Origin of the sequence: Holtiella tumoricola (assembly GCF_027857615.1) — a bacterium.
In the GTDB taxonomy this organism is placed as follows: Bacteria; Bacillota; Clostridia; order Lachnospirales; family Cellulosilyticaceae; genus Holtiella; species Holtiella tumoricola.
Genome location: NZ_JAQIFT010000032.1, coordinates 1 through 24,593 on the forward strand (window position 1 = coordinate 1; position 24,593 = coordinate 24,593).

Sequence of the window (24,593 nt, forward strand, 5' to 3'; positions counted from 1 at the left end):
ATGTGGGCATCCGAGAGGATGTCTTTTTTGTTGTACAGATTTATATAGAGATATTAGATGAATATTTACTGAGTTATACGCATCTATGAATCTTTTTATAAAAGATGATATAAAAACAAAAGAAATGACTTAAGCTTAGGATAATACTAGATATGAAGCTTGAATAAAATGAATAGCACTAAATACAAGCCATGGATTACTTATATTTATATAAGAGTAATTCATGGCTCTTTTATTATAGATAGCATCTGACTTTATTTTGAACAAATCAAAGGTTTAGAATGTATATCTAAAATAAAAGAATAAGAATAGCAAAAGAAATGCAAACTAATATGGTATTTAAAATTACTGATTATAAAGTATGGAAAATCTAACCTATTTCATAGGAAAATTGAACAATAGGGTAATAAATCTTAAGGTATATGTGCATAAAAATGATGATGAATACTAGTTAATATGTATATGTGATAAAAATTTAACCTTATTATTAGGTGTATATATACATTTACTGATATTATTTTTTGTTTAAAATAATAGAAATGTACATTTTGCCTAATATATGATTGTAAAAACTAGATAAACTGGTATAATAAAAGCAAGTGGTATATACCAGATGTATATACCGGATGTATATACCGGACTATACCAAGCGTAAGATTATTAACTTTATGTTTATTTATTATAAGGAGGACTAAGAAATGCATAAAATTTTATTAGTATGTTCAGCAGGGATGTCTACAAGTTTATTAGTTAAAAAAATGGAGGAAGCTGCTAAAGAGATGAACGTGGAAGCTAAAATCTGGGCAGTAGGCGATGCAGAAAGTGATAGCAACGTTGGCGAAGCAGATATTATCTTATTAGGACCACAAGTAAGATACTTATTAAGTAAAATGCAAGATAAAGTAGAAGGTAAAAAGCCAGTACAAGTTATTAACATGATGCACTATGGTACTATGAACGGTAAAAAAGTATTAGAAGAAGCATTAGCAACTTTACAAGGATAAATATAAAATCAAAAAATATAAGGGGATGAGATAGCTATGACAGAATGGTTAGAGAAACACTTTTTACCAGTTGCAGCTAAAATAGGTGCTGAAAAACATTTAGTAGCTATACGTGATGCATTCATTTCAATCATGCCAATTACAATGGCAGGAGCTGTAGCAACATTATTAAATGTATTTTTTAGAGATTTACCAACACAATTTGGATGGACAGGATTTGTAGATACTATGAGTCCAATCATCGGCATTAACTCCAACGTATGGTGGGGAACACTTGCTATTCTTTCACTTGTGTTTGTTTTCTCTTTAGGATATAACTTATCAAAAGCATATGATGTAAGTCCATTACCAGGTGGATTAATTGCTTTTGCTGCACTTATTACACAAATGCCACAAACAACAGCTGATGGCAGCATGTGGGGCTATATTAACTGGTCATATACACAAGCATCAGGATTATTTACAGCTTTATTTATTGGATTTATTGCAACATTTATTTATATCAAATTAGTAAAATCTAAAGTAACGATCAAGTTACCAGATTCAGTACCACCAGCAGTAAGTCGTGCTTTTACTGCAATCATACCAGGTTTAATTGCTATTTATGTTATTGGTACTTTAGCATATGTAGTAAATGCTTTTACAGGCATGCCTATTAATGATGTAATTTCAAAATACGTACAAATGCCATTCTTAGGATTATCACAAGGCTTAATAAGCGTTGTCATTACAGTATTTGCAGTACAACTTTTATGGATGTTCGGATTACATGGAAGTAATGTTCTTGCACCTGTATTAGATGGTATCTACCTTACAGCTTTAAATGAAAACAACGTTGCATTTATGCAAGGAGCAGAATTACCTTACATGTGGACAAGAGGTTCATTTGATGCATTTGTTTGGTTAGGTGGAGCAGGATGTTCACTTGCCCTAATTATTGCAATTCTTATTTTCTCTAAAAAAGAAGAATCAAGAACAGTAGCAAAACTTTCTGCACCGATGGGTGTATTTAATATCAACGAACCAGTTACATTTGGATTACCAGTTGTATTAAACCCTATTTACTTTATTCCTTCTATAGGAATTCCTATTATTTTAACAATAATAGCATACGTTTGTACTTCTATTGGTTTAATCCCACCAACATTTGTTGCGGTACCATGGATTATGCCACCAGTAATTTATGCATTCTTTGCAACTGGAGGTAGCCTGATGGCTGCACTAGTCGCTTTAGTTAACTTAATTATTGCGGTTGCGCTTTATGCACCATTCGTATTATTGGCAAACAAGGCAGATAGCCAAGTATAATCATTACCATTAGATAAAAAACATAACGATAAGGATTGAGAGAAGGATTTATATTAACTTCGATCAATCCTTATTTATAAGAGAGAAGATTTAATTATAAAAGAAAATTTACTATAAAAATAAGATAGGTAGGATAACAACATGGAAGAATTAGAATTATTATGTTTTGAAATTATTGCTAACGTAGGAAATGCAAGATCTTTATATATTGAAGCAATTCGTGCTGCTAAAACTGGAGATTTTGAAAAAGCTGAGCTTTTAATTAAAGAAGGTGAAGAATCTTTCGAGCTAGGTCATAAAGCTCACGCAAACTTAATTGTAAAAGAAGCTAATGGAGAACCTGTTAAAGTAGGTGTACTTTTATTACATGCAGAGGATCAATTAATGAGCGCAGAAGGATTTAAAATCATTGCAAATGAATTCATTGACCTTTACAAAAAATTAGAAGACAAATAAGAATACGAGCAATAAAGGAGCACTAAATATGATTTATATAAATTGTCCACTTAAACAAGACTACATCATTGACTTACTAGAAAACAATAATGGTGATATTCACTATAAATTTGTAACTAAAGTGGGTATGAAAATGCAATTTGAAGTAGATACAACAGATTTAGATGCAGCAATAGCTACGGCAAAGTCATTAATTAAATCAACAGAAGTAGGCAGTGTTCTTTACTTTCAAGTAACAAAATAAGTAAGGTAGAGGTGTAACGTATGAAAAGCTGGGGACTGGCACTTGCAAGTTTGGGATGTATAAGTATTATGGTAGGGCCTGCATTAGTGGAGAATTACTTATGGATGATTGTACAAGGCATCTTACTTCTGATCATTGGATTTGTATTATTGAAAAAGGGTAAGAGCTAAGGAGGATAAGTCATGCATGTAGAAAAAGTGCTTAAAGTAGGTGCAGAAGAATTTTTTGAACAGATTAGTCATTCTGTAGAACAAGATATTTATGCTACAACAAATAAGAAGGTAAAGGTTGACCAGCTAAAAGAAGGCTTTACCTATGAAAAGAATTTAAATAATAAAGTCGGTAAAAGTAATAGAGTAACAGTTGAAATAGTAGAAATACATTCACCTTCATCCTATATAGCAAAATTTACGAGTAGAGATGGAACAAATACAATAAGTTATCGTATCGAAGAACTAGGCCCACAGCAAATAAAAGTCTATTATCAAGAAGATTTTAAGGGTGCTACAAAAGCAAAAAATCTTAATGCAAAAATCATGCAACTCTTATATAATTTTAATAGTAAAAAGAGAACAAATAAGTTATTATGTAATATAGAAACTTATATTATTGACAATAGATAAAGACACTGTGGGAGAGATAACGACATTTTAGGAGGCAACATGAAAAGATTAGGAATATCTCTTTATCCACGCTATGAAACGTTAGATAAAGATAAGGCATATATCACATTAGCAGCCAAATATGGCGTAAAAAGAATATTTTCTTGTTTAATTAGTTCTAGCGAACATAACACAGCAGACCAAATTAAAGATTTATATAAACAACTTACAGCACACGCACATCAATACAATATGGAGTTTATTGTAGACGTAGCACCTGTTATATTTGAAAAGTTAAATATACCAGCTTATGATATGACTTATTTCCATGAAATAGGTGTAGATGGTATCCGCTTAGATGAAGGCTTTAATGGTCACAATGAAGCACTGATGAGCTATAATCCTTATGGATTAAAAATAGAGATTAATGCAAGCTTAGGTACAAAGTATTTAGACTATATCTTAAGTTATAAAGGAAATAAAGAAAACATTATTACCTGTCATAATTTTTATCCTCAAAAATATACTGGATTAAGTTATGAGCATTTCAAAAAATGTAGTGAAGATATCAAGAAACATGATGTTCCAGTAGCTGCATTCGTTTCTAGTCAAGAACCAGGCACATATGGTCCATGGCCAGTAAATGAAGGATTATGTACATTAGAAGAGCATCGTTTCTTACCGATAGATGTACAAGCTAGACATTTATTTGCAACAGGTTTAGTAGATGATGTTATTATTGCTAATGTTTATGCTAGTGAAGAAGAATTAAGCAGCCTTGCAAAGATAAATCCTAATAAGTTAAGCTTTACAATTGATAAGGAAGTTGACTTATCAGAGGTTGAAGAAAAGATTTTATACGAGCACTTACATTTTGTACGTGGTGATATGAGCGAATACATGGCAAGAAGTACAATGACACGTATTACTTTTGCAAATGAATCAATACCTCCTAAAAATACGAGAGATTTAAAACGTGGTGACGTTGTTATCCTTAATGACCAATATGGTAGATATAAGGGAGAAATGCACATTATCTTAAGGGATATGCCTAACGAAGGCAATAAAAATGTAATAGGGCATATTGCAAACAACGAACATATGCTATTAGATTTTATTGAACCATGGGTGGTCTTTGAATTTATAAAATAGATTGGGTAGGGGTAGGATGAACGAGATAGAGAAACCGGTTTATATACAAGTAATTGAAAACTTAAAAGAAGAGATTATGCATAAATGTCCAAATGAGCCTATTATGTCTGAAAGAGAATTGGCATTACACTTTAACATCAGTCGTATGACAGCTAGAAAAGCTGTAGATGCTCTAGTTAATGATGGCTATTTATATCGTATTAAAAATAAAGGGACATTTGTAGCAGATAAAACTTTATATAAATCAAATACATTATATGAGGAGCATGAAGATACAGTCTATAAAAATCTATACTTTAATGTTATACCAGCAGATAAAGAAATTGCTGAAAAACTTAATGTAAAGGTTGAAGAACTAATTCTTAAAATAGTTAGGACTGCACATTACAAAGGTCAGCCACAAACACTAGATGAAATATATTTTGTAAAAAAATATTTGAGTAGTGATGATATTGCTAACATTAGTAAGGTAGTAGATATAAAGAAGTGTATCAATGAAAGTGTTGTAGAACAACGCTTTTATCCTATGATTGTACCATTCAAATATGCAGTTTTATTAGAAATTGCGCAAGGTACACCTATTATTAATGTACAAAGTATTATGCGTAATCATTTAGGTGTTCCTACCCTATTCTTTTCAAGCTACCTTAATCCACATCAAGTAACCATTCAGATTAAGAATTAAAATATACAATGAATCGTATTATAATAGAGGTAAAGGAGGAGGATAATATATGTTAATTATTAAAGCATCAAGCTATGAGGACTTAAGCCGTAAAGCAGCAAATATTATTTCAGCACAGGTTATTTTAAATAAGAAAAGTGTATTAGGATTGGCAACAGGATCTTCACCTTTAGGAGTATATAAGCAACTAATAGATTGGTATAACAAAAATGATATTGATTTTTCATCAGTAACTACAGTTAACTTAGATGAATATTTAACTTTATCAGGTGATAATGTACAAAGCTATCGTTACTTTATGAATCAAAACTTTTTTGACCATATTAATGTTAAAAAAGAAAATACTCATGTGCCAAATGGATTAGCAACAAATTTAGAAGCAGAATGTATAAGATATGATGAACTTATTGAGAATCTAGGTGGTATAGATGTTCAACTCTTAGGTATCGGACATAATGGTCATATTGGTTTTAATGAACCAGATGAAGCTTTTGAAAAAATGACTCATGTAGTTGATTTAGGTGAAACGACAATAGAAGCTAATACAAGATTTTTTGAAAGCAGAGATGAAGTACCTCGTCAAGCAATTACAATGGGTATTAAATCTATTATGCAAGCTAAAAAAATCATCTTAATAGCAAGTGGAAATGATAAATTAGATATTTTAAGAAAAGCACTTAAGGGACCAATTGTTCCACAAGTTCCAGCATCTATTTTACAACTCCATCCGAATTTAACAGTTATTTATTGCTGTGACGAAGAAATTTAAAGAAATCATAAAAAAGACTTGACCTATGTAGGCAAATGGTGTAACATAGTAGAAGTCGTCAAGTGAATAACACAAGACGGAAATATTTTTGGTGGCGATGCGACTAGGGGACACACCCGTTCCCATACCGAACACGTAGGTTAAGACCTAGTCGGCCGATGGTACTTGTCTGGAGACGGACCGGGAGAGTAGGTGGCTGCCAAAATTTTTTTATAAGTATAACAATATAATGACGCGGAGTGGAGCAGTTGGCAGCTCGTCGGGCTCATAACCCGAAGGTCTCAGGTTCAAGTCCTGACTCCGCAATTTGTAAAAGGCTTTGTCCAATTAATCTTAGTGATTAGTTGGACAAAGCCTTTTTTGCGTTAGAAACAAAAAGTCAGCAGTTTAGAAAAAACGTGAAAAAACTTTTCATTGATTCCCCTAAGCTAGCATATATATACACTGTACAACAACATTTAGGGTGTACCAAAAGGGGGATATAAATGAAAAAGAGCATAAGGCGATTTTTGGCAGCAGCATTATCAACAGGGCTTATATTAGGTACTATGGCAGGATGTTCTACATCCTCTAATTCAAATGATACAATAGATAATTCTACAACACCAGAAACGACTACTAAAGAAGAAACAAAAGAAACAACTAAGGATGATAAGCTCAATATCACACTTTACTATTCTGACAATGCCACATTACCATTTAGTGAGAACTGGCTTACTGTACAAGAAGTCCAAAGTAAATATAATGTAAAACTTAATTTTGAACCTATTCCTATTGCAGATTATCAAACAAAAGTATCACTAGCACTTAATACAGGAAATAATGCACCAGATGTTATTCTCTATCAAAGTACTAAAGGGGAAAATGCTGCTTTAGCATTAAATGGAGCGATTGTACCTATTAGTGATTATAGTGATTGGACACCGAATTTCAATCAAATGGTTGAGAAGTTTGGACTAGAAGAAGACATAGAGACCATTCGCTTAAAAGATGGGAAGTATTATTACTTACCAGCACTTTTTGATCAACCATTCTATGATGGTGGACTTATTTTAAGAGAAGACTTATTAAAGGAATATGGTTTAGAAGCACCTAAAACCTTTGATGATTTATACAACGTACTTAAAACATTTAAACAAGAAAATCCAGATTCATACCCACTTACAATTTTGGCTGGACCAAGGGTACTTTATCGTATGACAATGCCTTCTTATGGGGTAAGCCTTGGTAAGAACGCTGCATCAGGTAGTGGTACATTGAGTTGGGATTATGATAAACAAGAATATTTTGCTGGAGCTATTGATGACCGCTATAAAGAATATGTAAGTTTTGTTGCAAAACTCTATGCAGAAGGTTTACTTGACCCTGAAATGGCAGAACCAATTGATGGAGACCGCTGGACACAAAAACTTGCAACAGGTAAATCTTTCGCAACATATGCTTATTATGATCAAATTGGTGGTCTAGAAGGAACAAGTGATATTGAAGGTATTAAGTTCCAAATGTATGCACCACTTGAAGGACCATCAGGTGCACATCATCAACCAAAGAGTAAGACTGGTAGTGGTATTCTCTTCCCAACTAAAACAAGTAAACGTGATGACTTTGAACAAGTAGTACGTAAAATTGATGAGATTTTCTTCTCTGAAGAAGGTGCTAAGATTTGGTGTCTTGGTGTAGAAGGTACAACGTACACAGGTCAAGATGATGCAATTACATATACTGATGAAATTGTTAATTCACCAGATGGCATTTATAAGACAATGCAAGTGAAATATGGATGTGGCTCAGACGTAACACAAATGATTTGGGTAAATGCGAGAGAGATGAGTAAGTATGATGAAAACTATTCACGTATTAATAAAGAAGTAGCACAAATGGATAACGCTATTCAATATATCCCACCAACACCAATGCTAGATGATCTTCAAGCAGAAGAAGCAGGCATGTTACAATCACCACTTCTTGATGCTTTTGAAAAATGGGATAATGCATTTGTTACTGGAACTAAGAGCGTAGAAAATGACTGGGATGACTATGTACAAGAAATGAAAAACTTGCAGATTGAAAAATTATGTAGTATTTACAACGATAATTTGAAATAAATAGCATTACCCTGAAGTATCTAAAGGGGCTGTTATATTAAACAGCTCCTTTCTTATTAAAAGGAGGAGGAGCTATGCATAAGCAAGATAATAAAGAAGGCTGGGGAATGCATCTTAGGCGTTACTGGCAACTTTACGTTATGATTCTCATACCATTAATTTATTTTATTGTATTTAAGTACATCCCTATGTTTGGAAATGTATTAGCCTTTAGACGTTATCGTCCTGGGATGAGTCCCTTTGGAACAGAATGGGCTGGTTTAAGATACTTCGAAATGTTTATAAAAGATCCTTCTTTTTGGCGTGCATTCCGTAATACTATTACGTTGTCTCTACTTAATTTGCTTGTAAACTTTCCAATTCCTATACTTTTCGCTTTATTACTTAATGAAGTGCGTAATTTAAAATTTAAAAAGCTGGTTCAAACAGTATCCTATATGCCAAGATTCATTTCAACAGTAGTTGTTATTGCAATGTTAGGAGAAATATTGTCACCAAGTTCAGGTATTTTAAATCAGTTTTTAAAAGATGTTTGTGGTATGGAACCTATTTACTTTATGAATGAAGCACGTTTTTTTAGGTCTCTTTATATTTTCACAGATACGTGGCAGTTTATGGGGTGGACAGCAATTATTTATTTAGCAGCTATTACAGGAATTAGCGAGGACTTATTAGAAGCTGCTGAGATAGATGGAGCTTCACGTATTCAGCGTATTATGTATGTAACCATTCCAAGCATTATGCCAACTATTATGGTTATGTTAATTTTGGAAGTAGGAAGACTTCTGAGTTTAGGTTTTGAAAAGGTATTATTGATGTACACACCTAATAATGCAGAAGTGAGTGACATTATTAATACGTTGGTTTATCGTGTGGGATTAATGAATCAAAACTATTCTTATGCGACAGCTATTGGGTTGTTTAGTGGGATTATAGGGGTATTGCTTGTAAGTACAACCAATCGATTGAGTAAGAAATTTACCGGTGAAGGTATTTACTAAGGGAGGGTGACCATGAGTAAGCGATATAAATCAAAAAGTAATACCATCATGGATACTGTTATCTATATAATCATGGGGCTTGTTCTACTCATCTGTATTATCCCCTTTTTATATATGCTGACACTTTCTATATCTGATCCAAAGGCAATTGTAAATAATCAGGTGAAGTTATGGCCAGTTGGTTTTAATCTAGAAGCTTATAAACAAATTTTTACGTATCCTAACTTCTTTAAAGCTTATGGCAATACCATCTTTTATACCGTTGTAGGAACAGCTATTGCACTAGCAATGACGACCCTCTTTGCTTATCCATTATCTAAATCATTTTTAAAGGGACATGGTCTATTAATGAAGATGGTTATTTTTTCAATGTACTTCTCAGGAGGACTCATTCCTAACTATCTTTTAATTTCTAGTTTGCATTTAACAGGAACCATATGGGCTATGTTATTACCTTTTGCTATCAATCAATTTAACTTGATTATTTTAATTAACTTTTTTAAATCTTTACCTCAAGAATTAGAAGAAGCAGCGCTTATTGATGGACTTGGCTACTTTGGTATCTTGAAAAAGATAGTTATTCCACTATCTAAGCCGGCATTAGCTACTATTGGATTATACACCGCAGTATTTTTCTGGAACGATTGGTTTAATGGATTAATTTATTTAAATACGAGTCAATTCCCAGTTATGCTATTTTTACGCAATATTGTAAATGGTACAGCCGTTATGGGTGAAGGGGCAGGATCAGCGGATAAGGCAACTATTGCAATTTCTATTAAATCCGCAGTTATAATCACTTCTACGTTACCAATTATTGTACTTTATCCATTTTTACAGAAGTACTTTGTAAAGGGACTTACAGTAGGAGCTGTTAAGGGATAGGTAAATGAGTGAAGTAAAATAGACACCTATATGATTAGGGCATACATGGGAGGTAATCAATGGCGATTAAATTAGAAGGTTTAACAACAGAGGAGCGCAATCCATCCTCTAAACAAATAGATACAGTGAGTACTCAGGAAATGCTTAGAATTATTAATGAGGAAGATAAGAAAGTACCTGAAGCTGTAGAAAAAGAGATTGAACATATTGCAAAAGCAGTTGAAATTATAGTAGGTGCCCTTAGACAAGGAGGACGACTTGTTTATCTTGGAGCAGGAACTTCGGGACGCTTAGGTGTGTTGGATGCAGTAGAATGCCGCCCTACATATGGGGTGACAGATGAAGTCGTTCAAGGGATTATGGCAGGTGGCAATGAAGCCATGTTTAAGGCCAGAGAGGGTGCTGAAGATAGCAAGGAATTAGCAATAGAGGATTTGAAGGACATAGGCTTTAATAGTCAGGATGTGTTAGTAGGGATAGCGGCAAGTGGGCGTACACCTTATGTTATAGGCGGGTTAGAATACGGTAATCAAATAGGAGCAAGTACTATAGCTGTTGCATGTAATAAAGATAGTGAGATGGCAAGGGTTGCTCATATGGCTATAGAGCCAGTAGTAGGACCAGAAGTTATTACAGGTTCAACACGTATGAAGGCAGGAACAGCTCAAAAGCTTGTACTTAATATGTTATCTACAGGAGCAATGATTCAATTAGGTAAAGTATATTCTAACTTGATGGTAGATGTTAGAGCATCTAATGAAAAGCTTGTGGAACGTGCAAAGTCTATTGTTATCCAAGCAACAGGATGTACACGAGAGCAAGCCACAAGGGTGTTAGAAGCTACACAGTATGAGGTTAAACAGGCTATCGTGATGTTAAAAACAGGCTTAGAAGTGGAAAAGGTAAAAGCATTACTAGATGAGCATCATGGACAAATGAGTATAGCCATTAAATCCTATGAAGAAGTAAGGAAGAAAGAGGCGTAGTTATGGGCAAACAATATGTCATAGGTGTAGATGGAGGTAATACCAAAACAGATTATTTTTTATTTGATATAAAAGGTAAGCTTGTTTCTCACCTTAGAGGAGCAACCTGTAGTCATGAAAAAATGGTAGATAGTTATGAGGGTACATATAGAGAAATGAAAAGGTGCTTAGACTATCTACTCAATGACAAGGGTATTGAAATAGAAGATATAGTAAGTGGAGCCTTTGGACTTGCAGGATTAGATATCCCTAGTCAAAAAGAGTATCTAGAGGCAGTTATAAATAGGATTGGGCTGAAGAAATTTGTTGTAGATAATGATGGATATTTGGGACTTAAGGTAGGCAATGAAAGTGGAAGGGGTATTTGCTCTATTAATGGAACTGGAACAGTAACAGTTGGGATTGATAGTAAGGGACATAGGTTGCAAGTAGGTGGTGTTGGCTATTTATCTGGAGATGATGCAGGTGGTGCCTTTATTACAAGGCTACTACTTAGAGACATCTATAGCATCCTCTATAGATGTGGAGAAGCATCTAATCTAGTAGAGCCTGTTATGGAGTTGTTAGGAGTAAGGGACAAGTTGCTTTATATTGAAGCGGTCACGCAGCAGTATAGTAAGGGCCTAAATCACACTCCTTTTGTAACTTTAGTACTTGAATATGCCCAAAGAGGAGATCAACTTGCAAATCATATTATAGATAGAGTGGCATCATCTCTAGCAGAGTCTACAGTAGGGTGTATCAATAATCTTCAGTTTGAACAAGACGAAGTAGTAGATATTATTCTAGCTGGTTCTGTATGGGTAAAACCAACAACTCCTATTTTGATTGAACGTTATAAGGCATATGTAAAGATACTTAGGGAAGGGCGTTATAACTATAGTGTGCTTCAAGTGCCACCAGGTATAGGTGCAGTTTTATGGGCACTTGAGCTAGCGTATAATCAAGAAATAGGTGGTACACTGCGTAAGCAAATCATAGAGGAAATGGAAGATATTTATAGATAGAGATAGAAAGGAAGGGGAAATCATGAGTCAAGGAATTAAAATTGTAACAATAGGTGGAGGCTCAAGCTACACCCCAGAATTAATTGAAGGTTTTATCAAACGCTATAATGAATTACCAGTTAAAGAAATCTGGCTAGTGGATTGTGAAGCGGGGAAAGAAAAGTTAGAAATTGTAGGAAATCTTGCAAAACGTATGATAGAGAAAGCTGGTGTTCCTATCACACTTTATATGACTCTTAATAGAAGAGAGGCTTTAAAAGATGCTGACTTTGTAACAACGCAGTTTCGAGTAGGATTGCTTCAAGCACGTATCAAAGATGAACGTATTCCCCTTAGTCATGGTATGTTCGGGCAGGAGACAAATGGAGCAGGAGGGCTTTTCAAGGCGCTACGTACCATTCCTGTTATTCTTGAAATCTGTAAGGATATAGAGGAACTTTGTCCTAATGCATGGCTTATTAACTTTACCAATCCAGCAGGTATTATAACAGAAGCAGTTAATAGATACAGTAATATTAAACGGGTTGTGGGATTGTGTAATGTTCCCTTTGATATGCATACAGCAATTGCTAAGATTGTTGAAAGACCCAGAAATGAAGTGCATATAACAATGGGTGGTTTAAATCATATGAGTTATGTAACAGGTGTCTATGTAGATGGGGAAGATAAAACTGAATATGTACTGAATAGATGGGGTAGCCAGAGTATGAACAACATTACAGGTACTGAGTGGAATAATGCCTTTGTAAGGGAACTAGGTGCTATTCCTTCACCTTACCATCGCTATTATTACATGCAAAAAGAATCTTTAGAAGAAGCTATTATAAAGTTTCAACAACACGGTACCCGTGCAGAGACTGTAAAGAAGTTAGAAGATGAATTATTTGAGCTTTATAAAGATACGAGTTTGAAAGAAAAGCCCAAGCAGTTAGAAAAACGTGGAGGTGCCTACTACAGTGATGCAGCATGTAATCTGATTTGTTCCATTTACAATGATAAAGGAGATATCCAAGTTGTAAACACAATCAATAAAGGGGCTATGGAAGAGTTAGAGTATGATGAGGTTGTAGAAGTTAGTGCAGTCATTACAAAAAATGGTCCTATTCCTCTTGCGGTAGGTAAATTACCTAAATCAGCTAAGAGTTTAGTACAGCAAATCAAGTCCTTTGAAGTAGCAGCATGTGAAGCAGCTGTCACAGGGGAATATACAAAGGCTTTATATGCTATGATGATTAATCCATTAGTAGCCTCACAAAAATATGCAAAAATCGTACTTGATGAATTATTAGAAGCACATAAAGACTACCTTCCACAATTTTTTAAAGAAGTCTAGTAAGCTATGGAGGAAGTAAGATGGATAAACGATATGTTATAGGCCTTATGTCAGGCACTTCCTTAGATGGTATAGATGCAGCGCTTGTAGGTATTGAAGGTTATGGAGAACAGACCAAAGTAGAGCTTATAGACTTTGTAGAAATGGCAATACAAGAACCATTAAGGGAGAAGATTAAGACTGCTTGTAACCTAGAGACTTCTAATGTAGAAATGATATGTAGCTTAAACTTTGAGTTAGGTTATGCATTTGCAGAGGCGGCACAGGCGGTTTGTAAGCAGGCTGGAGTCAAAATGGAGCAAGTTGCTTATATAGGTTCTCATGGACAGACAATTTATCATATACCAATGGCAATGCAACATACTCTGTGTTCTACACTACAAATAGGTGAACCAGCAGTTATTGCTTATGAGACTCAGACGCCAGTTGTATCAAACTTTAGGGTAATGGATATGGCAGCAGGAGGTCAAGGTGCACCACTTGTTCCTTATACAGAGTTTTTAATTTATAGAAGTAATAAGAATAGATGTTTGCAAAATATAGGTGGCATTGGCAATGTAACGGTTATCCCAAAACATACAAAGTTAGAGGACGTATTTGCCTTTGATACAGGGCCTGGTAATATGATTATCAATGAAGTGGTTCAATCCTTAGTAGGTATACCTTTTGATAAGGATGGCATGATTGCAGGAAAAGGATGTATCAATGAGACACTTCTAAGAAATCTTATGGCAATATCTTATATTATGCAGGTCCCACCAAAGACAACGGGAAGAGAACTTTTTGGGAAACAGTTTGTAACTAAGCTCATACAAGAGAATAGGCAACTTTCAGTAGAAGATCTAGCCGCAACAGTAACAATGTACACAGCACAGTCCATTGCCTATAACTATGAAACTTTTATTGCACCTAAGGTAGCTATAGAAGAGGTAATCATAGGAGGTGGTGGGAGCTATAATCAGACATTGATGACTATGCTTAGAAAGCTACTACCTTATGCTAAGGTTATGACACAAGAAGACATTGGTTATACTTCGGCTTCTAAAGAGGCAATTGCTTTTGCTGTTCTAGCCAATGAAACAATGCATGGTATGGCTAGTAATGTACTTGGTGCAACAGGTGCGAAGGAGAGAGTCGTCTTAGGAAATATTACACCTTTTACAAGGAAGTCTTAGATAGGAGGGGAACAAATTGAATTTAGCACAAAAAATAGGTCAGTTATTGGTAGTAGGTTTTAAAGGAACGACGGTAAATGAAGAGATCTATGAATTGATTACCCAATATCATGTAGGGAATATCATTTTGTTTGAAGATAACTGTCAGTGTGCAGAACAAGTATTTCATCTCATACAAGAATTACAAAAAATTGCTATAAAAAGTAATGGTGTTCCTCTTTTTGTAACTATAGATCAAGAAAATGGTATTGTAACAAGGATATATGATGGGGTGACAGTATTTCCGGGAAATATGGCGCAGGCAGCAGGTGCAACATTAGAAGAAACAAAGCAAATTGCTTATGCTACAGGAGTAGGGCTTAAAGCATTAGGAATTAACTTTAACTTAGCGCCTAGTCTTGATGTGAATAATAATCCTCATAATCCTGTTATTGGAATAAGAAGCTTTGGAGAAACGGCTAATGACGTTGCAATGCGGGGGAATGCTTATATAGAAGGATTACAACAAGCAGGGATTATTGCAACGGCTAAGCATTTTCCAGGTCATGGCGATACGAGCATAGATTCACATTTGGCATTGCCTGTAGTAGCACATGAGAAAGAACGTCTTAACAAGGTAGAGTTATATCCTTTTAAAGAAGCTATTAAAATGGGTGTTAAAGCAATTATGATTGCTCATATTAGATTTATGGCGTATGAGAAAGAGGAAGTGCCAGCAACACTTTCCTATCCTATAGTTACAAAGCTCTTAAGAGAAGAGCTGGGGTATCAAGGACTAATTATTACAGATTGTATGGAGATGAAAGCGATTGATACAGAATGGGGAACGGCTAAGGCCGTACCTATGGCGATCCAAGCAGGAGCAGATCTTATATGTATTTCTCATACCAAGGAAAAACAGTTAGAAGCCATCCAAGAAATTTATCAGGCAATAGAAGAAGGACGGATTGATGAGGCAAGATTAGATCAGTCTTTAGAATGTATATTAAAAGCTAAGAGAGAGTGGAATAGTACACAATTCATGGATATGACCTATGAAGAGGCTAGAAAGTACCTTTATCAAGAAGATTATGAAAAGCTGGCAAAGAAGGTAAGTTTAGAGAGTATTACGGTAGTTAAGAATGAGGGGGTTATACCTATTCGTGCTAGAGATATTTTAGTTATAGCCCCTAATGGAAGAGTGCTTACAGGAGCAGATGGTACAAGAATAGCGCCAAACTTTGCAACATTTTTTAAAGAGCGTATTTCAGATAGAAAAGTAGAGGCTTATGAAATAGATAATCTACCAACTAAAGAACAAGTAGAAGAGGCAGTAAAAAAAGCAAAAGAAAGAGAACTTATCATTTGCTGTACACATAATGGGATCTTAGCAGCTACACAGCTAGAATTGGTACGTAAAGTGACGGCAATTAATCCAAATGTTATTTTGCTTCCAATGCGTACTCCCTACGATATTGAAGTATTAGAAGAGGTTAAAGGGTGTCTTTTATCCTATGAATATACAACGAAAGCAATGGAGAGTTTGATACAAGTTTTAATGGGAAAAGCCGAGTCAAAAGGAAAACTTCCTGTAACCTTAAAATGATCTTCTAAAGGTTAGAAAATTTGATAGAAAGTAGGTTGCAAAGATGAATTGCTTAGTTAAAATCCGCCAGATATATGAAGCATTTACAACTTCAGAAAAAAAGATAGCAGATATTATAATAAAAACACCTGAAAATGCTGTAGGGCTTACAACAAATGAACTTGCAAAGTATAGTGAAACATCCCCAGCTTCAGTGGTAAGATTTGCAAAGAAAATAGGCTATTCGAGTTATGGAGAAATGAAAATAGAGTTAGCAAGAAATATTGAAGCAGAGACTAGGCCAGAAATAGGAACCTTACTACAATCTGATGATAGCCTAGAAATCATTTCAAAAAAAATCGTTAATAATATCAAACTTACCCTAGAAGATACTTTAGAACTTATAGACTTCACCAATATTAATCAAGCCGTAGAGAAGATAAAAGAGGCAGATACAGTATATCTTTTTGGGGTAGGAGCTTCGAGTATTGTAGCACAAGATTTGCAACAGAAACTTGTACGTATTAATAAAAAATGTATTTTTTATATGGACTATCACCTAGGTCTTGCAGGTTCTTTACATATTAGGCCTGACGATGCTGTAATTGCTTTTTCATATAAAGGCAATACAAAGGAAGTCAATGAAGCTGTACAACAGGCTAAAGCAAATGGAGCTACTTGTATAGGTGTTACGGAATGCTTAATGAATCCGTTACATCCATTAGTAGACATTCTTATTACACTTCCTAAAACCGAGCAAGAAGTACGTATAGGTGCAGTATTATCCCGCTATACTCAGTTAATGATAGTAGATATATTGTTTACAGGCGTTGCAAAAGAAAACTTAGATGCAACACAAGAGTATTTAGTAAGAACACGTCAGCTTATAGATACATTGAAGAAAAAACCAGGCTATTAGTTGAAAATAACCACTAACATACCAGCTAGTGGTTATTTTTGGTTTAAAGTAGTAGTTAAGGTAACTGAATAATTTCTCCAGGATAAATTAAATTAGGATTAGAGAGATTATTAAGTGAAGTAAGCGTAGCAACTGTTGTATCAAATTGTTGGGCAATGCCCCAAAGGGTATCTCCTACTTGTACAGTATAGGTAGAGGAAGTGTTTGTAGGGATATTAGTTGATGTTTGGGAGGTTATTTGAGGGAGAATAAGTGTCTCGCCTACATAGATGAAGTTAGGGTTAGAAATATTATTAAGGTCAACAAGCTCAGCAACCGTCGTATTATACTGAAGCGCAATAGCAGATAAGGTATCACCAGACTGAACAATGTAAGTTGGAGATGTAGTATTAGTATTAGAAGAGGTGGTAGTGGATGAAGTTGTATTAGTAGAAGAAGTAGGTGAAGTATCTGAGCTAGGAATAGTAAGAGATTCGCCTACATAGATGAAGTTAGGGTTAGAAATATTATTAAGGGCAACAAGCTCAGCAACTGTTGTATTATACTGAAGTGCAATAGCAGATAAAGTATCACCGGATTGAACAATATAAGTAATATATGAGAGTGAGTTAGAGGAAGAACCAGAAGATGTATTGGTTGAAGAAGTATTAGAAGAAGTAACATTAGAACCACCAGAGAGGAAAATATCAGGGGTAAAATGATCTAAATCTACAGAATTTGTGTTGATACCAGGTACAGTACCTGCATCAGAATATTGGAAGCCAACCCAATGATTCCATTTATCATTTGCTCTAGGTTCTGTGACATCATACTCAGCTACCCAAAGAGGATAAATAGTAAGAGAATTATCCCAAGTATTTATAGCATTATAAGTATCACTATAAATAATCACATCTTTACCACTTAGTTCCTTGACTGTTTGAAGAAAAGTTGAGGCAATCGTATTAATCTGTTCATTATTAAGTGAGCCAAAACTTTCAAAGTCCATAGCTAATTTGCAATTAGGGTCTAAATCTTTAGTAAGGGATACGAAGAATTTGGCTTGTTCTATGGCTTCCTCTGGCGTAGTAGCTGTTACATAATGATAAAAGCCAATATTTAATCCAGCAGCTTTGGCATTTTTATAGTTAGTATTAAAGTAAGCATCAATGTAGTTACTTCCTTCACCTGTACGAATATAAACAATATCAATACCTGAATCTTTAACTTGAGAAAAATCAATGTTACCTTGCCATTCACTTACATCAATACCATTATAAAGCGTGTTACTAGAAGGTGATAGAGAACTTGCAAAACAGATCGTGCTTAATAATAAAGGAATAATAATAAAAAAAGCAGTAATTATTTTTTTGAAAAAATGTGACATGGGTAAAGAACCCCCTTCTATAAGGAATAGGATATCAATATATACATATGATAAAAATGCTAGAAGGTGACAAGCTGAAAATAAAAATTAAAAGCAAAAAATGTATTTTATATTATTAGATAATAATTATTGAATGGCGAAAATATATTTAGTATAATAAAGAAAATAATTAAATTATTTAAGGAGAGTAATCATGGAAGCAAAGGATAAAGTACTTAATTTATTAAAAGAAAACAATGAACCAATGAAAGCTGGAGAAATTGCTGAAAGTTTAGGCGTAGATAAAAAAGAGGTAGATAAAGCAATTAAAGAACTTAAAGCAGAAGAATTAATTGGTTCACCAAAACGTTGCTACTATGCAGCTAACTAATTAAATAAGATATAAAAAAGAACTGCATATTCTGCAGTTCTTTTTTATATTAGGCTTGTTGTGCGTAAATTTCTTTTTCAACTTCGATAAACACATCAGCAATAACACCGTATGCTTGACCCCAAGCATCAATAACTTCATCAGTAGCAGCGTCACCTAATACTTCTTTAATGGCAATAAGAAGGTTTTGTCCTACAATAGGATAATGTTCTGGACGAATGCCTACCTCAACGTGACGTTGGCCAATTTTTTTTACAGCAGGAAGTAAAGCACCTAAATTATCAATATTTTGTGCAGCAGCAAGAACTGTCATAGCAAGTGCCTTAGGTTGTTCTCCAGATGCTTGCTTGTCCATACTAAATAAAGATTTTACTTCTGGGTTATTAGTGAACATAGTTTTATAGAAATGAGTTGTAATTTCTAAACCGTGTGCTTTAAGAGCTGGTACAGTACTTTTAATGATTTCAATAGTTTTTTGATCTAACATGATATATCCTCCAATGTATGTTTAATAGTTTTAATTTTAAAGATAAAATAATAGTAAAGATAAAGGTAAAGTCCTAGGATCACCAGTTTCCATGCTCCATTTAATATAAATAAAGGAAATAAAAGCATAGTTGAAGCAAAACTTAGTAGAAAAACCTTCCTTCCTAATGAAAGTTGTCTATGCTCTACAAAGTCTTTAGCATACTTTCGATAAACTTTACTAGATGTAAGTTTATTATGAAAGTGAGTAGAGCTCTTACTATATAAATAGCAACTTAGCATCAGGAGTGGTGTGGTAGGAAGAACAGGTAAGAAGATACCTAGAATTCCTATAAGTAGGGATAACGTACCTAGGAAAATATAAATATATTTTTTCATATGAGATATATGAGAACTCCTAAAATAATGTGCATTTGTTTTGCGCATTTAATATAACATGATAAAAATAAAAGTGCAAGTAAAATGCACATTTATTTTTTATATCCTTTATAAAAGATATAAGAACTGTTAAAATAGAGAAAAAAGTTAAGAGAAAGGAAATTTCAAGGATGCAATTATCTAAGTTCACAGATTATACGTTTCGTGTACTCATTTATATGGCAGCACATCAAGAAGAACTTTGCACGGTAGAGCAGTTGGCTACAAAGTTAGAGGTCTCAGAACATCACCTGAAAAAGGTTATTCATAAATTAGCAAAAACAGATTATCTTATTTCTATAAAAGGTCGATCAGGTGGATTGAAGCTAGGTTTACCGCCAGAAGAGATTAACTTAGGAGAAGTCTTAAAGATAACAGAAGATAATCTTACGATTATTGAATGTATCAAGCATGAGACAACTTGTAGCTTTATGACAGGAGAGTGTAAATTAAAAGGAATCATTCATCAGTCATTAGATAAGTTTATAGAGGAATTTAGTAAGTATACATTACAAGACATTATGTAAGTGGAATAAATAATAGAAAATACAAAAAGCTAACCTAAATCTGCCTTCCCCCTTATAACAATAGGCAGTTTTAAGTTAGCTTTTTATTTGTGGCAAAGCTTATACCATGTCCAGCCCAAGGCTTACTATCCAAGAGGCATCCGATACAGACCTATAGACTCTGAATAAGGGGCATGGGGCTCGTAGCTCTAAGTGAAAGGGATGCTATGCATGTATCACGTTGAGGGCAGTTGGCATGACGCTTAGTAAGAGACTAGAGGGTTGGAGTAGACGCAACTTGTCAAGCAAACAACAATACGCCGATCAAACCTATAAGCAATTACCCTAACTCTACTTTAGATTGCCACCACCAGGGAATAGAGTAGGGGTGCTAAATGGAGCCTATATCTCAAAGTAAGAAGGGGGAGAACTTACTAGAAGATACACATTTCCATTTAGCGAATGATTGAAGGAGGAGATGCAAACGGCCTAGGATGTGTTTGCTAGCTCGTCCTTACACCTATATATATACGGGAAAGGTGGTCATTTTCCTCAAAATATTTAAAAGAAAAAGTGTTTTTGGTAAAAAGCTATAAAAGAGTAGTGGAAGTATTGTGCAGATTTGCTTCGTATTTGGCCTCTTGCCAAGCACGCTCTTTTGCTTCTAAAGCTTCAATGTCAAAATTATGGGTGTACATACGATTGAAAAGACGTGTAGGTTTTACAAAAGGTGTCGTAGAGGGTGCAGATAGAGTAGATAAGGGTGCACATGGAGAGCCAGCACAAGATGACACTTGAGATGTAGAGCTTGATAAAGCTGGAGCTGCAAATGTAGAGTCAGGCATAGAGGAGACAAAAGGTGCATAGTTCCCCTCTAAGATGGCAAAGAACTTGTCCGGCTTCAAGATCCAGCTAAGAGACGCTAGGAAGGTAGACGTAGAGAGCCTACCACATAAGAAGTCCGAAGCTTCCACTTGGCAAAAGACCGATTTAAAAGTCTCAAGTAGGTTAAGTCCTTTAGTGGTGATGACTTTGACTAAAGTATGTAGACGCATTTTGGTCGTGAGGGTGAAACATACTTTGGCATTAAGGCTAGGGCAATAGGTCTCAAATAACTTTTTCACATCTGATTCTATATCTGAAGAAGTATTTTGAATAGACTTGATAGGTTTAGTCTCTGAATACCCAAATGAGAGATTCAAATTTCTAAGAAGTGTGTTAACTAAAGTCTCATTACGTTCGTAGTAAGTGAGACGTTTGATCCGATCATAGTAAGACAGATAATACTTCCCTTCGAATTTATCCTTGCTTTCTAAGTAAGCCTTTTTAGATTTATATACCTTCCCGATGTTACTAAAAGCTGTACGAAATTCTGTTTTACCAAAGCTTAGCTCCTCTGTCCAACTATCTCCAGTGACATACTGAGGGGCTTCACATGGCTCAAGAAACTTATAAAAGGTTTTGCCACGGGTTACTTTAAACCAATACTCCAGTTGCATAAAAAGTAGACTAGAAGTAATGCTGCCTGTATACGGATTAAGCTCTGGGTAATAAATTAATGATTTCATCTAATCGCCTCCTAAATGAGAAAAACTGATTTCTATATCTCTTTATATACGCAACCCCTTTCTATTTTCCTTAAAAAAATTTAAAAAAGTACTCAATAGGCACTTTCCTAAGGAAAAGATAAGAAATCCCGAGGAAAAGTAGCAAAATCCTTAGGAAAAAGGATAAAATCCTAAATTTACGAAATGTTTTCTAAGAGGTAAAGTAAAAGTGCGCAAATACAAAAGCTGCAGCAGAAAACAAGGTGAAGCATGTGTGAAACAATGGAAGAGTTAGTAATGAGGAGCAAAGAACATAGTGTATATACCTATGAACTATGGAAACAATTTGAGCCTCTATGCTTTAAGTGGGCACATAAATTGAAAGAAGTTGATTATAGTGTGGAAGACCTTATGCAAGAAAGCTATTTGATTCTATGTAGGGCAGTAGAAACTTACCAACCAGCAAAGCAAACTTCCTTTTCAGCGTATTATAAGTTAATGCTCTATAGATGGGGTGGAAACTATAGGAGTAAAAAAAGAGAAATGCTAATTATAGAGGAGAAAGAAGATTTTTGGGACAAAATACAAGATGAAGGTGCAGGTGTTGAAGCACAAATACTTCAACAAGAAATGATAAGAGTAATAGAAGAGGCTTTACATAGGTTAAGTGAAAAAGAGCAAAGTTTGCTTCTTAAGCTTTATTCAGAAGAAAAAAGTCTATCCGATTTAGCATTAGAAGAAGGTTTGTCCTATAAGGCTTTGACTAGTAAGAAATACTATCTTCTCAAAAAACTTAAGAAAATCCTTGAGGAAAATTCAGGCCTATTCCGTATATAGTAAGTATAAGCAACCGGTGCTTAAAACAGATTTAAATTTAAGGAGGAACGCACATGGCAATTCAAAGCGTACTTGAAGAAGTTAAAGTAGCACTTAAATTTACAAAAGGATCACAAACTATTGGGCATTGTAATAAACAGGCATCAGATGAAAGCTTACATACTTTAGGAATGGCAATTGGTAGTTTAAATGCAGAAGCACTTCAGTCCATTACAAAAGTTACAGAGACCTTATTACTTGTAGAAGCCTAAGTTACCCTATAATGACAACTCATTCCACATCTAGTGCACACCTTGTATATAATTTTACACAATTTATGAATTAGAAAGAACTTAAAGCTTTGATAAAGTTAAACATTAAGTCTATATGAAATTATGATAATAACTGAGGAGGAACTTTACTATGGAAATTACAAAAAGGAACCTAGTACTCACCTTTGGCACACCTGCTAAGACAGAAGAACTTATCACTATCTCGAACCCAGCGGAAACACTTTCAGGTATTCAAGTTAAACAAGCTATGGCAAAAGCCTTAGGCAGTGGCGCTATTGGCGAGAATGTACAAGCAAATGGTATTGTAGGTGCTAAATATGTAATTCAACAAGTAGATGCTATTGATCTAGATGAGGAATAAGCATTAAATAGTATTCTTCTTATATAGAAGAGGTCCATGGAACGGATTCGTTTCATGGACCTCTTTTTTTATTATAAATTATTTTGAAACCAACTAACTGTAACATCTAAAACTTCTTGGGTTTGAGGTGCATCTGGAATAAAACAGTTAAATGTATGGTCAGCATCTTTGATAAGGTAGAAAGCAGCATCCTTACTAGTAGCAGCATTTATCATATTTACACTATCTATAGGATTTACTACAGTGTCAGCAGAGCCGGCAATAGCAAGAAGCTTACCTTCGTATTTGGTAATATCTTTGAGAACAGATTGGGAATGAATTTCTTTAAACCACTCCAGGCTAAAATTAAGGGGAGAACGCCAATCGAAGTCTACTTTTGCAAAGCCATTTAATTTAGCTTCTTCATAATATGTATCAAAGAAAGACTTAAAAGCTTCCTCACCAGGACTTGATACACCGGACCAAGACACAAAAGCTTCTATATTTTCATTTTCAGAAGCAACCAATTGACCAATAAGTCCACCTTGGCTAAAACCGATAAGACCAATTCTATCAGTATTAAATTCAGGGCGATTAAGGAGGTATTCAATAGCTTTATTTGCATCATTAGTAGCACTCGTTAAAGTATACTCTTTGTAATCCACAGGACTATCACCAGTTCCAGCAAAATCTATTCTAAGAGATGCATATCCTTCTTTTGCAAGATGGGTTGCAAGTGTTTTATAAAGATCACCAGCCTCATCTTTTTGGGAACCAGTACCATGAAGCATAAGTACGACAGGTAGTTTATCACCTTTTCTATAAGTAGTAGGAATAGAAAGGGTACCTGGAATGGCATAGTTATCACCTTGAATAGAAATGCTCTCTTCATAGGCAACAGCAGTAGATGTAGTAATAATATTTGAAGTCATAGCAAATGTGGTTTGTGAAAAGCAACCTGCAAAAGCAATTGATGCAGTTAAAATAGCAATAAAGTTTCTTCTCTTCATATTAAGACCTCCTAGTAAAAGTAGTATAGAATGGAATACTATATGTATATTTAAGTATATAGATAATGATGACAAGCTTAGAAAGAATAGATATATATCAAGGCTCTAGTGAATAGGATAAGACGCTCTTAAACCTAAGAATTGAAAAATAAAATAAAAAATGTAAAAAAGAGGGTTGACTTATGTAAGTATATAGCCTATACTAAATCAAGTCAGCAGCGAACAAAAGCTACTGAGGAAGGCACTA

General features: G+C 34.6%; 28 protein-coding genes, 1 tRNA gene and 1 rRNA gene. 25 read left to right on the top strand and 5 right to left on the bottom strand.

The genetic code is table 11. From position 1 onward, the window contains the following. Positions 1-698: 698 nt before the first annotated feature. From PBV87_RS07440 to PBV87_RS07535, 20 genes are all read left to right on the top strand, one after another. The gene (locus PBV87_RS07440; protein WP_053982536.1) at positions 699-1,004 is read left to right on the top strand and encodes a PTS sugar transporter subunit IIB; all 306 of its coding nucleotides are present in this window, start codon (positions 699-701) and stop codon (positions 1,002-1,004) included. 36 nt (positions 1,005-1,040) lie between these two features. Continuing rightward, positions 1,041-2,312, top strand: coding sequence for a PTS sugar transporter subunit IIC (locus PBV87_RS07445; RefSeq protein WP_053982535.1), 1,272 nt, complete (start codon positions 1,041-1,043; stop codon positions 2,310-2,312). Between the two features lie 141 nt (positions 2,313-2,453). Further along, positions 2,454-2,768, top strand: a complete 315-nt coding sequence (locus PBV87_RS07450) for a PTS sugar transporter subunit IIA (RefSeq protein ID WP_271011712.1) — start codon at positions 2,454-2,456, stop codon at positions 2,766-2,768. A 28-nt stretch (positions 2,769-2,796) separates the two neighbouring features. Beyond that, the gene (locus tag PBV87_RS07455) at positions 2,797-3,012 is read left to right on the top strand and encodes a hypothetical protein (protein WP_053982533.1); all 216 of its coding nucleotides are present in this window, start codon (positions 2,797-2,799) and stop codon (positions 3,010-3,012) included. A gap of 20 nt (positions 3,013-3,032) precedes the next feature. Then, complete coding sequence (locus PBV87_RS07460; protein WP_154668747.1) at positions 3,033-3,182, top strand: hypothetical protein; 150 nt, start codon at positions 3,033-3,035, stop codon at positions 3,180-3,182. Between the two features lie 12 nt (positions 3,183-3,194). Further along, a complete protein-coding gene (locus PBV87_RS07465) occupies positions 3,195-3,635 on the top strand; it encodes a DUF3284 domain-containing protein (protein WP_271011713.1) in 441 nt (146 codons plus the stop codon). Between the two features lie 39 nt (positions 3,636-3,674). Next, positions 3,675-4,766 (top strand): DUF871 domain-containing protein, encoded by a 1,092-nt coding sequence (locus PBV87_RS07470; RefSeq protein WP_271011714.1) that lies wholly within the window; start codon positions 3,675-3,677, stop codon positions 4,764-4,766. Between the two features lie 16 nt (positions 4,767-4,782). Next, entirely contained in the window at positions 4,783-5,451 is a 669-nt protein-coding gene (locus tag PBV87_RS07475; RefSeq protein WP_053982530.1) for a GntR family transcriptional regulator, read from the top strand. Between the two features lie 49 nt (positions 5,452-5,500). Beyond that, entirely contained in the window at positions 5,501-6,220 is a 720-nt protein-coding gene (nagB, locus tag PBV87_RS07480; RefSeq protein WP_271011715.1) for a glucosamine-6-phosphate deaminase, read from the top strand. An 87-nt stretch (positions 6,221-6,307) separates the two neighbouring features. Next, a 5S ribosomal RNA gene (gene rrf / locus PBV87_RS07485) occupies positions 6,308-6,425 on the top strand. A gap of 28 nt (positions 6,426-6,453) precedes the next feature. Then, positions 6,454-6,526: transfer RNA gene (locus PBV87_RS07490), tRNA-Met, on the top strand. Positions 6,527-6,705: 179 nt separating this feature from the next. After that, on the top strand, positions 6,706-8,325 hold the full coding sequence (locus PBV87_RS07495; RefSeq protein ID WP_271011716.1) for an extracellular solute-binding protein: 1,620 nt from the start codon (positions 6,706-6,708) through the stop codon (positions 8,323-8,325). Positions 8,326-8,399: 74 nt separating this feature from the next. After that, complete coding sequence (locus PBV87_RS07500; protein WP_053982527.1) at positions 8,400-9,326, top strand: ABC transporter permease; 927 nt, start codon at positions 8,400-8,402, stop codon at positions 9,324-9,326. A 12-nt stretch (positions 9,327-9,338) separates the two neighbouring features. Next, positions 9,339-10,211 carry a carbohydrate ABC transporter permease gene (locus PBV87_RS07505; protein WP_053982526.1) on the top strand — a complete coding sequence of 291 codons (873 nt, stop codon included), beginning with the start codon at positions 9,339-9,341 and terminating at the stop codon, positions 10,209-10,211. A gap of 59 nt (positions 10,212-10,270) precedes the next feature. Continuing rightward, positions 10,271-11,197 carry an N-acetylmuramic acid 6-phosphate etherase gene (murQ, locus tag PBV87_RS07510; protein ID WP_271011717.1) on the top strand — a complete coding sequence of 309 codons (927 nt, stop codon included), beginning with the start codon at positions 10,271-10,273 and terminating at the stop codon, positions 11,195-11,197. A 2-nt stretch (positions 11,198-11,199) separates the two neighbouring features. After that, positions 11,200-12,204 carry an N-acetylglucosamine kinase gene (locus PBV87_RS07515; protein ID WP_271011718.1) on the top strand — a complete coding sequence of 335 codons (1,005 nt, stop codon included), beginning with the start codon at positions 11,200-11,202 and terminating at the stop codon, positions 12,202-12,204. A 22-nt stretch (positions 12,205-12,226) separates the two neighbouring features. Then, positions 12,227-13,537: a 6-phospho-beta-glucosidase gene (locus tag PBV87_RS07520; protein WP_271011719.1), complete on the top strand. Its 1,311-nt coding sequence runs from the start codon at positions 12,227-12,229 to the stop codon at positions 13,535-13,537. A gap of 20 nt (positions 13,538-13,557) precedes the next feature. Further along, positions 13,558-14,712: an anhydro-N-acetylmuramic acid kinase AnmK gene (anmK, locus tag PBV87_RS07525; protein WP_271011720.1), complete on the top strand. Its 1,155-nt coding sequence runs from the start codon at positions 13,558-13,560 to the stop codon at positions 14,710-14,712. Between the two features lie 16 nt (positions 14,713-14,728). Further along, positions 14,729-16,297 (top strand): glycoside hydrolase family 3 protein, encoded by a 1,569-nt coding sequence (locus PBV87_RS07530; protein WP_271011721.1) that lies wholly within the window; start codon positions 14,729-14,731, stop codon positions 16,295-16,297. A gap of 43 nt (positions 16,298-16,340) precedes the next feature. Then, the gene (locus PBV87_RS07535; protein WP_053982520.1) at positions 16,341-17,195 is read left to right on the top strand and encodes a MurR/RpiR family transcriptional regulator; all 855 of its coding nucleotides are present in this window, start codon (positions 16,341-16,343) and stop codon (positions 17,193-17,195) included. Positions 17,196-17,250: 55 nt separating this feature from the next. Here the strand turns inward: PBV87_RS07535 and PBV87_RS07540 are convergent, their stop codons facing one another. Then, positions 17,251-18,561: a LysM peptidoglycan-binding domain-containing protein gene (locus tag PBV87_RS07540; protein WP_271011722.1), complete on the bottom strand. Its 1,311-nt coding sequence runs from the start codon at positions 18,559-18,561 to the stop codon at positions 17,251-17,253. Between the two features lie 193 nt (positions 18,562-18,754). On the opposite strand from PBV87_RS07540, the gene PBV87_RS07545 reads away from it, so the two are divergent. Then, positions 18,755-18,931 (top strand): HTH domain-containing protein, encoded by a 177-nt coding sequence (locus PBV87_RS07545; protein ID WP_082238524.1) that lies wholly within the window; start codon positions 18,755-18,757, stop codon positions 18,929-18,931. Between the two features lie 49 nt (positions 18,932-18,980). Here the strand turns inward: PBV87_RS07545 and PBV87_RS07550 are convergent, their stop codons facing one another. Beyond that, complete coding sequence (locus tag PBV87_RS07550; protein ID WP_271011723.1) at positions 18,981-19,418, bottom strand: globin domain-containing protein; 438 nt, start codon at positions 19,416-19,418, stop codon at positions 18,981-18,983. Beyond that, positions 19,412-19,843 carry a YbaN family protein gene (locus PBV87_RS23035; protein WP_416388420.1) on the bottom strand — a complete coding sequence of 144 codons (432 nt, stop codon included), beginning with the start codon at positions 19,841-19,843 and terminating at the stop codon, positions 19,412-19,414. The genes PBV87_RS07550 and PBV87_RS23035 overlap by 7 nt, the downstream gene beginning before the upstream one ends. Before the next feature lie 122 nt (positions 19,844-19,965). Here PBV87_RS23035 and PBV87_RS07555 point away from each other — a divergent pair, with 122 nt between their 5' ends. Next, complete coding sequence (locus PBV87_RS07555; RefSeq protein ID WP_053982517.1) at positions 19,966-20,361, top strand: RrF2 family transcriptional regulator; 396 nt, start codon at positions 19,966-19,968, stop codon at positions 20,359-20,361. Between the two features lie 569 nt (positions 20,362-20,930). Here PBV87_RS07555 and PBV87_RS07560 read toward each other — a convergent pair. Beyond that, positions 20,931-21,908 (bottom strand): hypothetical protein, encoded by a 978-nt coding sequence (locus tag PBV87_RS07560; protein WP_271011724.1) that lies wholly within the window; start codon positions 21,906-21,908, stop codon positions 20,931-20,933. A gap of 249 nt (positions 21,909-22,157) precedes the next feature. On the opposite strand from PBV87_RS07560, the gene PBV87_RS07565 reads away from it, so the two are divergent. From PBV87_RS07565 to PBV87_RS07575, 3 genes are all read left to right on the top strand, one after another. Beyond that, complete coding sequence (locus PBV87_RS07565) at positions 22,158-22,724, top strand: RNA polymerase sigma factor (protein ID WP_271011725.1); 567 nt, start codon at positions 22,158-22,160, stop codon at positions 22,722-22,724. 53 nt (positions 22,725-22,777) lie between these two features. Then, a complete protein-coding gene (locus PBV87_RS07570) occupies positions 22,778-22,975 on the top strand; it encodes a DUF1659 domain-containing protein (protein WP_053982514.1) in 198 nt (65 codons plus the stop codon). A 151-nt stretch (positions 22,976-23,126) separates the two neighbouring features. Next, complete coding sequence (locus tag PBV87_RS07575; RefSeq protein ID WP_271011726.1) at positions 23,127-23,357, top strand: DUF2922 family protein; 231 nt, start codon at positions 23,127-23,129, stop codon at positions 23,355-23,357. A 71-nt stretch (positions 23,358-23,428) separates the two neighbouring features. Here the strand turns inward: PBV87_RS07575 and PBV87_RS07580 are convergent, their stop codons facing one another. After that, on the bottom strand, positions 23,429-24,346 hold the full coding sequence (locus PBV87_RS07580; protein ID WP_271011727.1) for an alpha/beta hydrolase family protein: 918 nt from the start codon (positions 24,344-24,346) through the stop codon (positions 23,429-23,431). Between the last annotated feature and the right edge of the window lie 247 nt (positions 24,347-24,593).

Bases quoted from the DNA above. Each gene is read 5' to 3' on its own strand.
- PBV87_RS07580 (WP_271011727.1), bottom strand. From the start codon at position 24,346: ATGAAGAGAAGAAACTTTATTGCTATTTTAACTGCATCAATTGCTTTT.
- murQ (WP_271011717.1), top strand. From the start codon at position 10,271: ATGGCGATTAAATTAGAAGGTTTAACAACAGAGGAGCGCAATCCATCC.
- nagB (WP_271011715.1), top strand. From the start codon at position 5,501: ATGTTAATTATTAAAGCATCAAGCTATGAGGACTTAAGCCGTAAAGCA.
- PBV87_RS07505 (WP_053982526.1), top strand. From the start codon at position 9,339: ATGAGTAAGCGATATAAATCAAAAAGTAATACCATCATGGATACTGTT.
- PBV87_RS07555 (WP_053982517.1), top strand. From the start codon at position 19,966: ATGCAATTATCTAAGTTCACAGATTATACGTTTCGTGTACTCATTTAT.
- PBV87_RS07545 (WP_082238524.1), top strand. From the start codon at position 18,755: ATGGAAGCAAAGGATAAAGTACTTAATTTATTAAAAGAAAACAATGAA.
- PBV87_RS07565 (WP_271011725.1), top strand. From the start codon at position 22,158: ATGTGTGAAACAATGGAAGAGTTAGTAATGAGGAGCAAAGAACATAGT.
- PBV87_RS07440 (WP_053982536.1), top strand. From the start codon at position 699: ATGCATAAAATTTTATTAGTATGTTCAGCAGGGATGTCTACAAGTTTA.
- PBV87_RS07535 (WP_053982520.1), top strand. From the start codon at position 16,341: ATGAATTGCTTAGTTAAAATCCGCCAGATATATGAAGCATTTACAACT.
- PBV87_RS23035 (WP_416388420.1), bottom strand. From the start codon at position 19,843: ATGCGCAAAACAAATGCACATTATTTTAGGAGTTCTCATATATCTCAT.
- PBV87_RS07470 (WP_271011714.1), top strand. From the start codon at position 3,675: ATGAAAAGATTAGGAATATCTCTTTATCCACGCTATGAAACGTTAGAT.
- anmK (WP_271011720.1), top strand. From the start codon at position 13,558: ATGGATAAACGATATGTTATAGGCCTTATGTCAGGCACTTCCTTAGAT.
- PBV87_RS07540 (WP_271011722.1), bottom strand. From the start codon at position 18,561: ATGTCACATTTTTTCAAAAAAATAATTACTGCTTTTTTTATTATTATT.
- PBV87_RS07460 (WP_154668747.1), top strand. From the start codon at position 3,033: ATGAAAAGCTGGGGACTGGCACTTGCAAGTTTGGGATGTATAAGTATT.
- PBV87_RS07570 (WP_053982514.1), top strand. From the start codon at position 22,778: ATGGCAATTCAAAGCGTACTTGAAGAAGTTAAAGTAGCACTTAAATTT.
- PBV87_RS07500 (WP_053982527.1), top strand. From the start codon at position 8,400: ATGCATAAGCAAGATAATAAAGAAGGCTGGGGAATGCATCTTAGGCGT.
- PBV87_RS07550 (WP_271011723.1), bottom strand. From the start codon at position 19,418: ATGTTAGATCAAAAAACTATTGAAATCATTAAAAGTACTGTACCAGCT.
- PBV87_RS07455 (WP_053982533.1), top strand. From the start codon at position 2,797: ATGATTTATATAAATTGTCCACTTAAACAAGACTACATCATTGACTTA.
- PBV87_RS07475 (WP_053982530.1), top strand. From the start codon at position 4,783: ATGAACGAGATAGAGAAACCGGTTTATATACAAGTAATTGAAAACTTA.
- PBV87_RS07450 (WP_271011712.1), top strand. From the start codon at position 2,454: ATGGAAGAATTAGAATTATTATGTTTTGAAATTATTGCTAACGTAGGA.
- PBV87_RS07515 (WP_271011718.1), top strand. From the start codon at position 11,200: ATGGGCAAACAATATGTCATAGGTGTAGATGGAGGTAATACCAAAACA.
- PBV87_RS07520 (WP_271011719.1), top strand. From the start codon at position 12,227: ATGAGTCAAGGAATTAAAATTGTAACAATAGGTGGAGGCTCAAGCTAC.
- PBV87_RS07495 (WP_271011716.1), top strand. From the start codon at position 6,706: ATGAAAAAGAGCATAAGGCGATTTTTGGCAGCAGCATTATCAACAGGG.
- PBV87_RS07465 (WP_271011713.1), top strand. From the start codon at position 3,195: ATGCATGTAGAAAAAGTGCTTAAAGTAGGTGCAGAAGAATTTTTTGAA.
- PBV87_RS07560 (WP_271011724.1), bottom strand. From the start codon at position 21,908: ATGAAATCATTAATTTATTACCCAGAGCTTAATCCGTATACAGGCAGC.
- PBV87_RS07575 (WP_271011726.1), top strand. From the start codon at position 23,127: ATGGAAATTACAAAAAGGAACCTAGTACTCACCTTTGGCACACCTGCT.
- PBV87_RS07445 (WP_053982535.1), top strand. From the start codon at position 1,041: ATGACAGAATGGTTAGAGAAACACTTTTTACCAGTTGCAGCTAAAATA.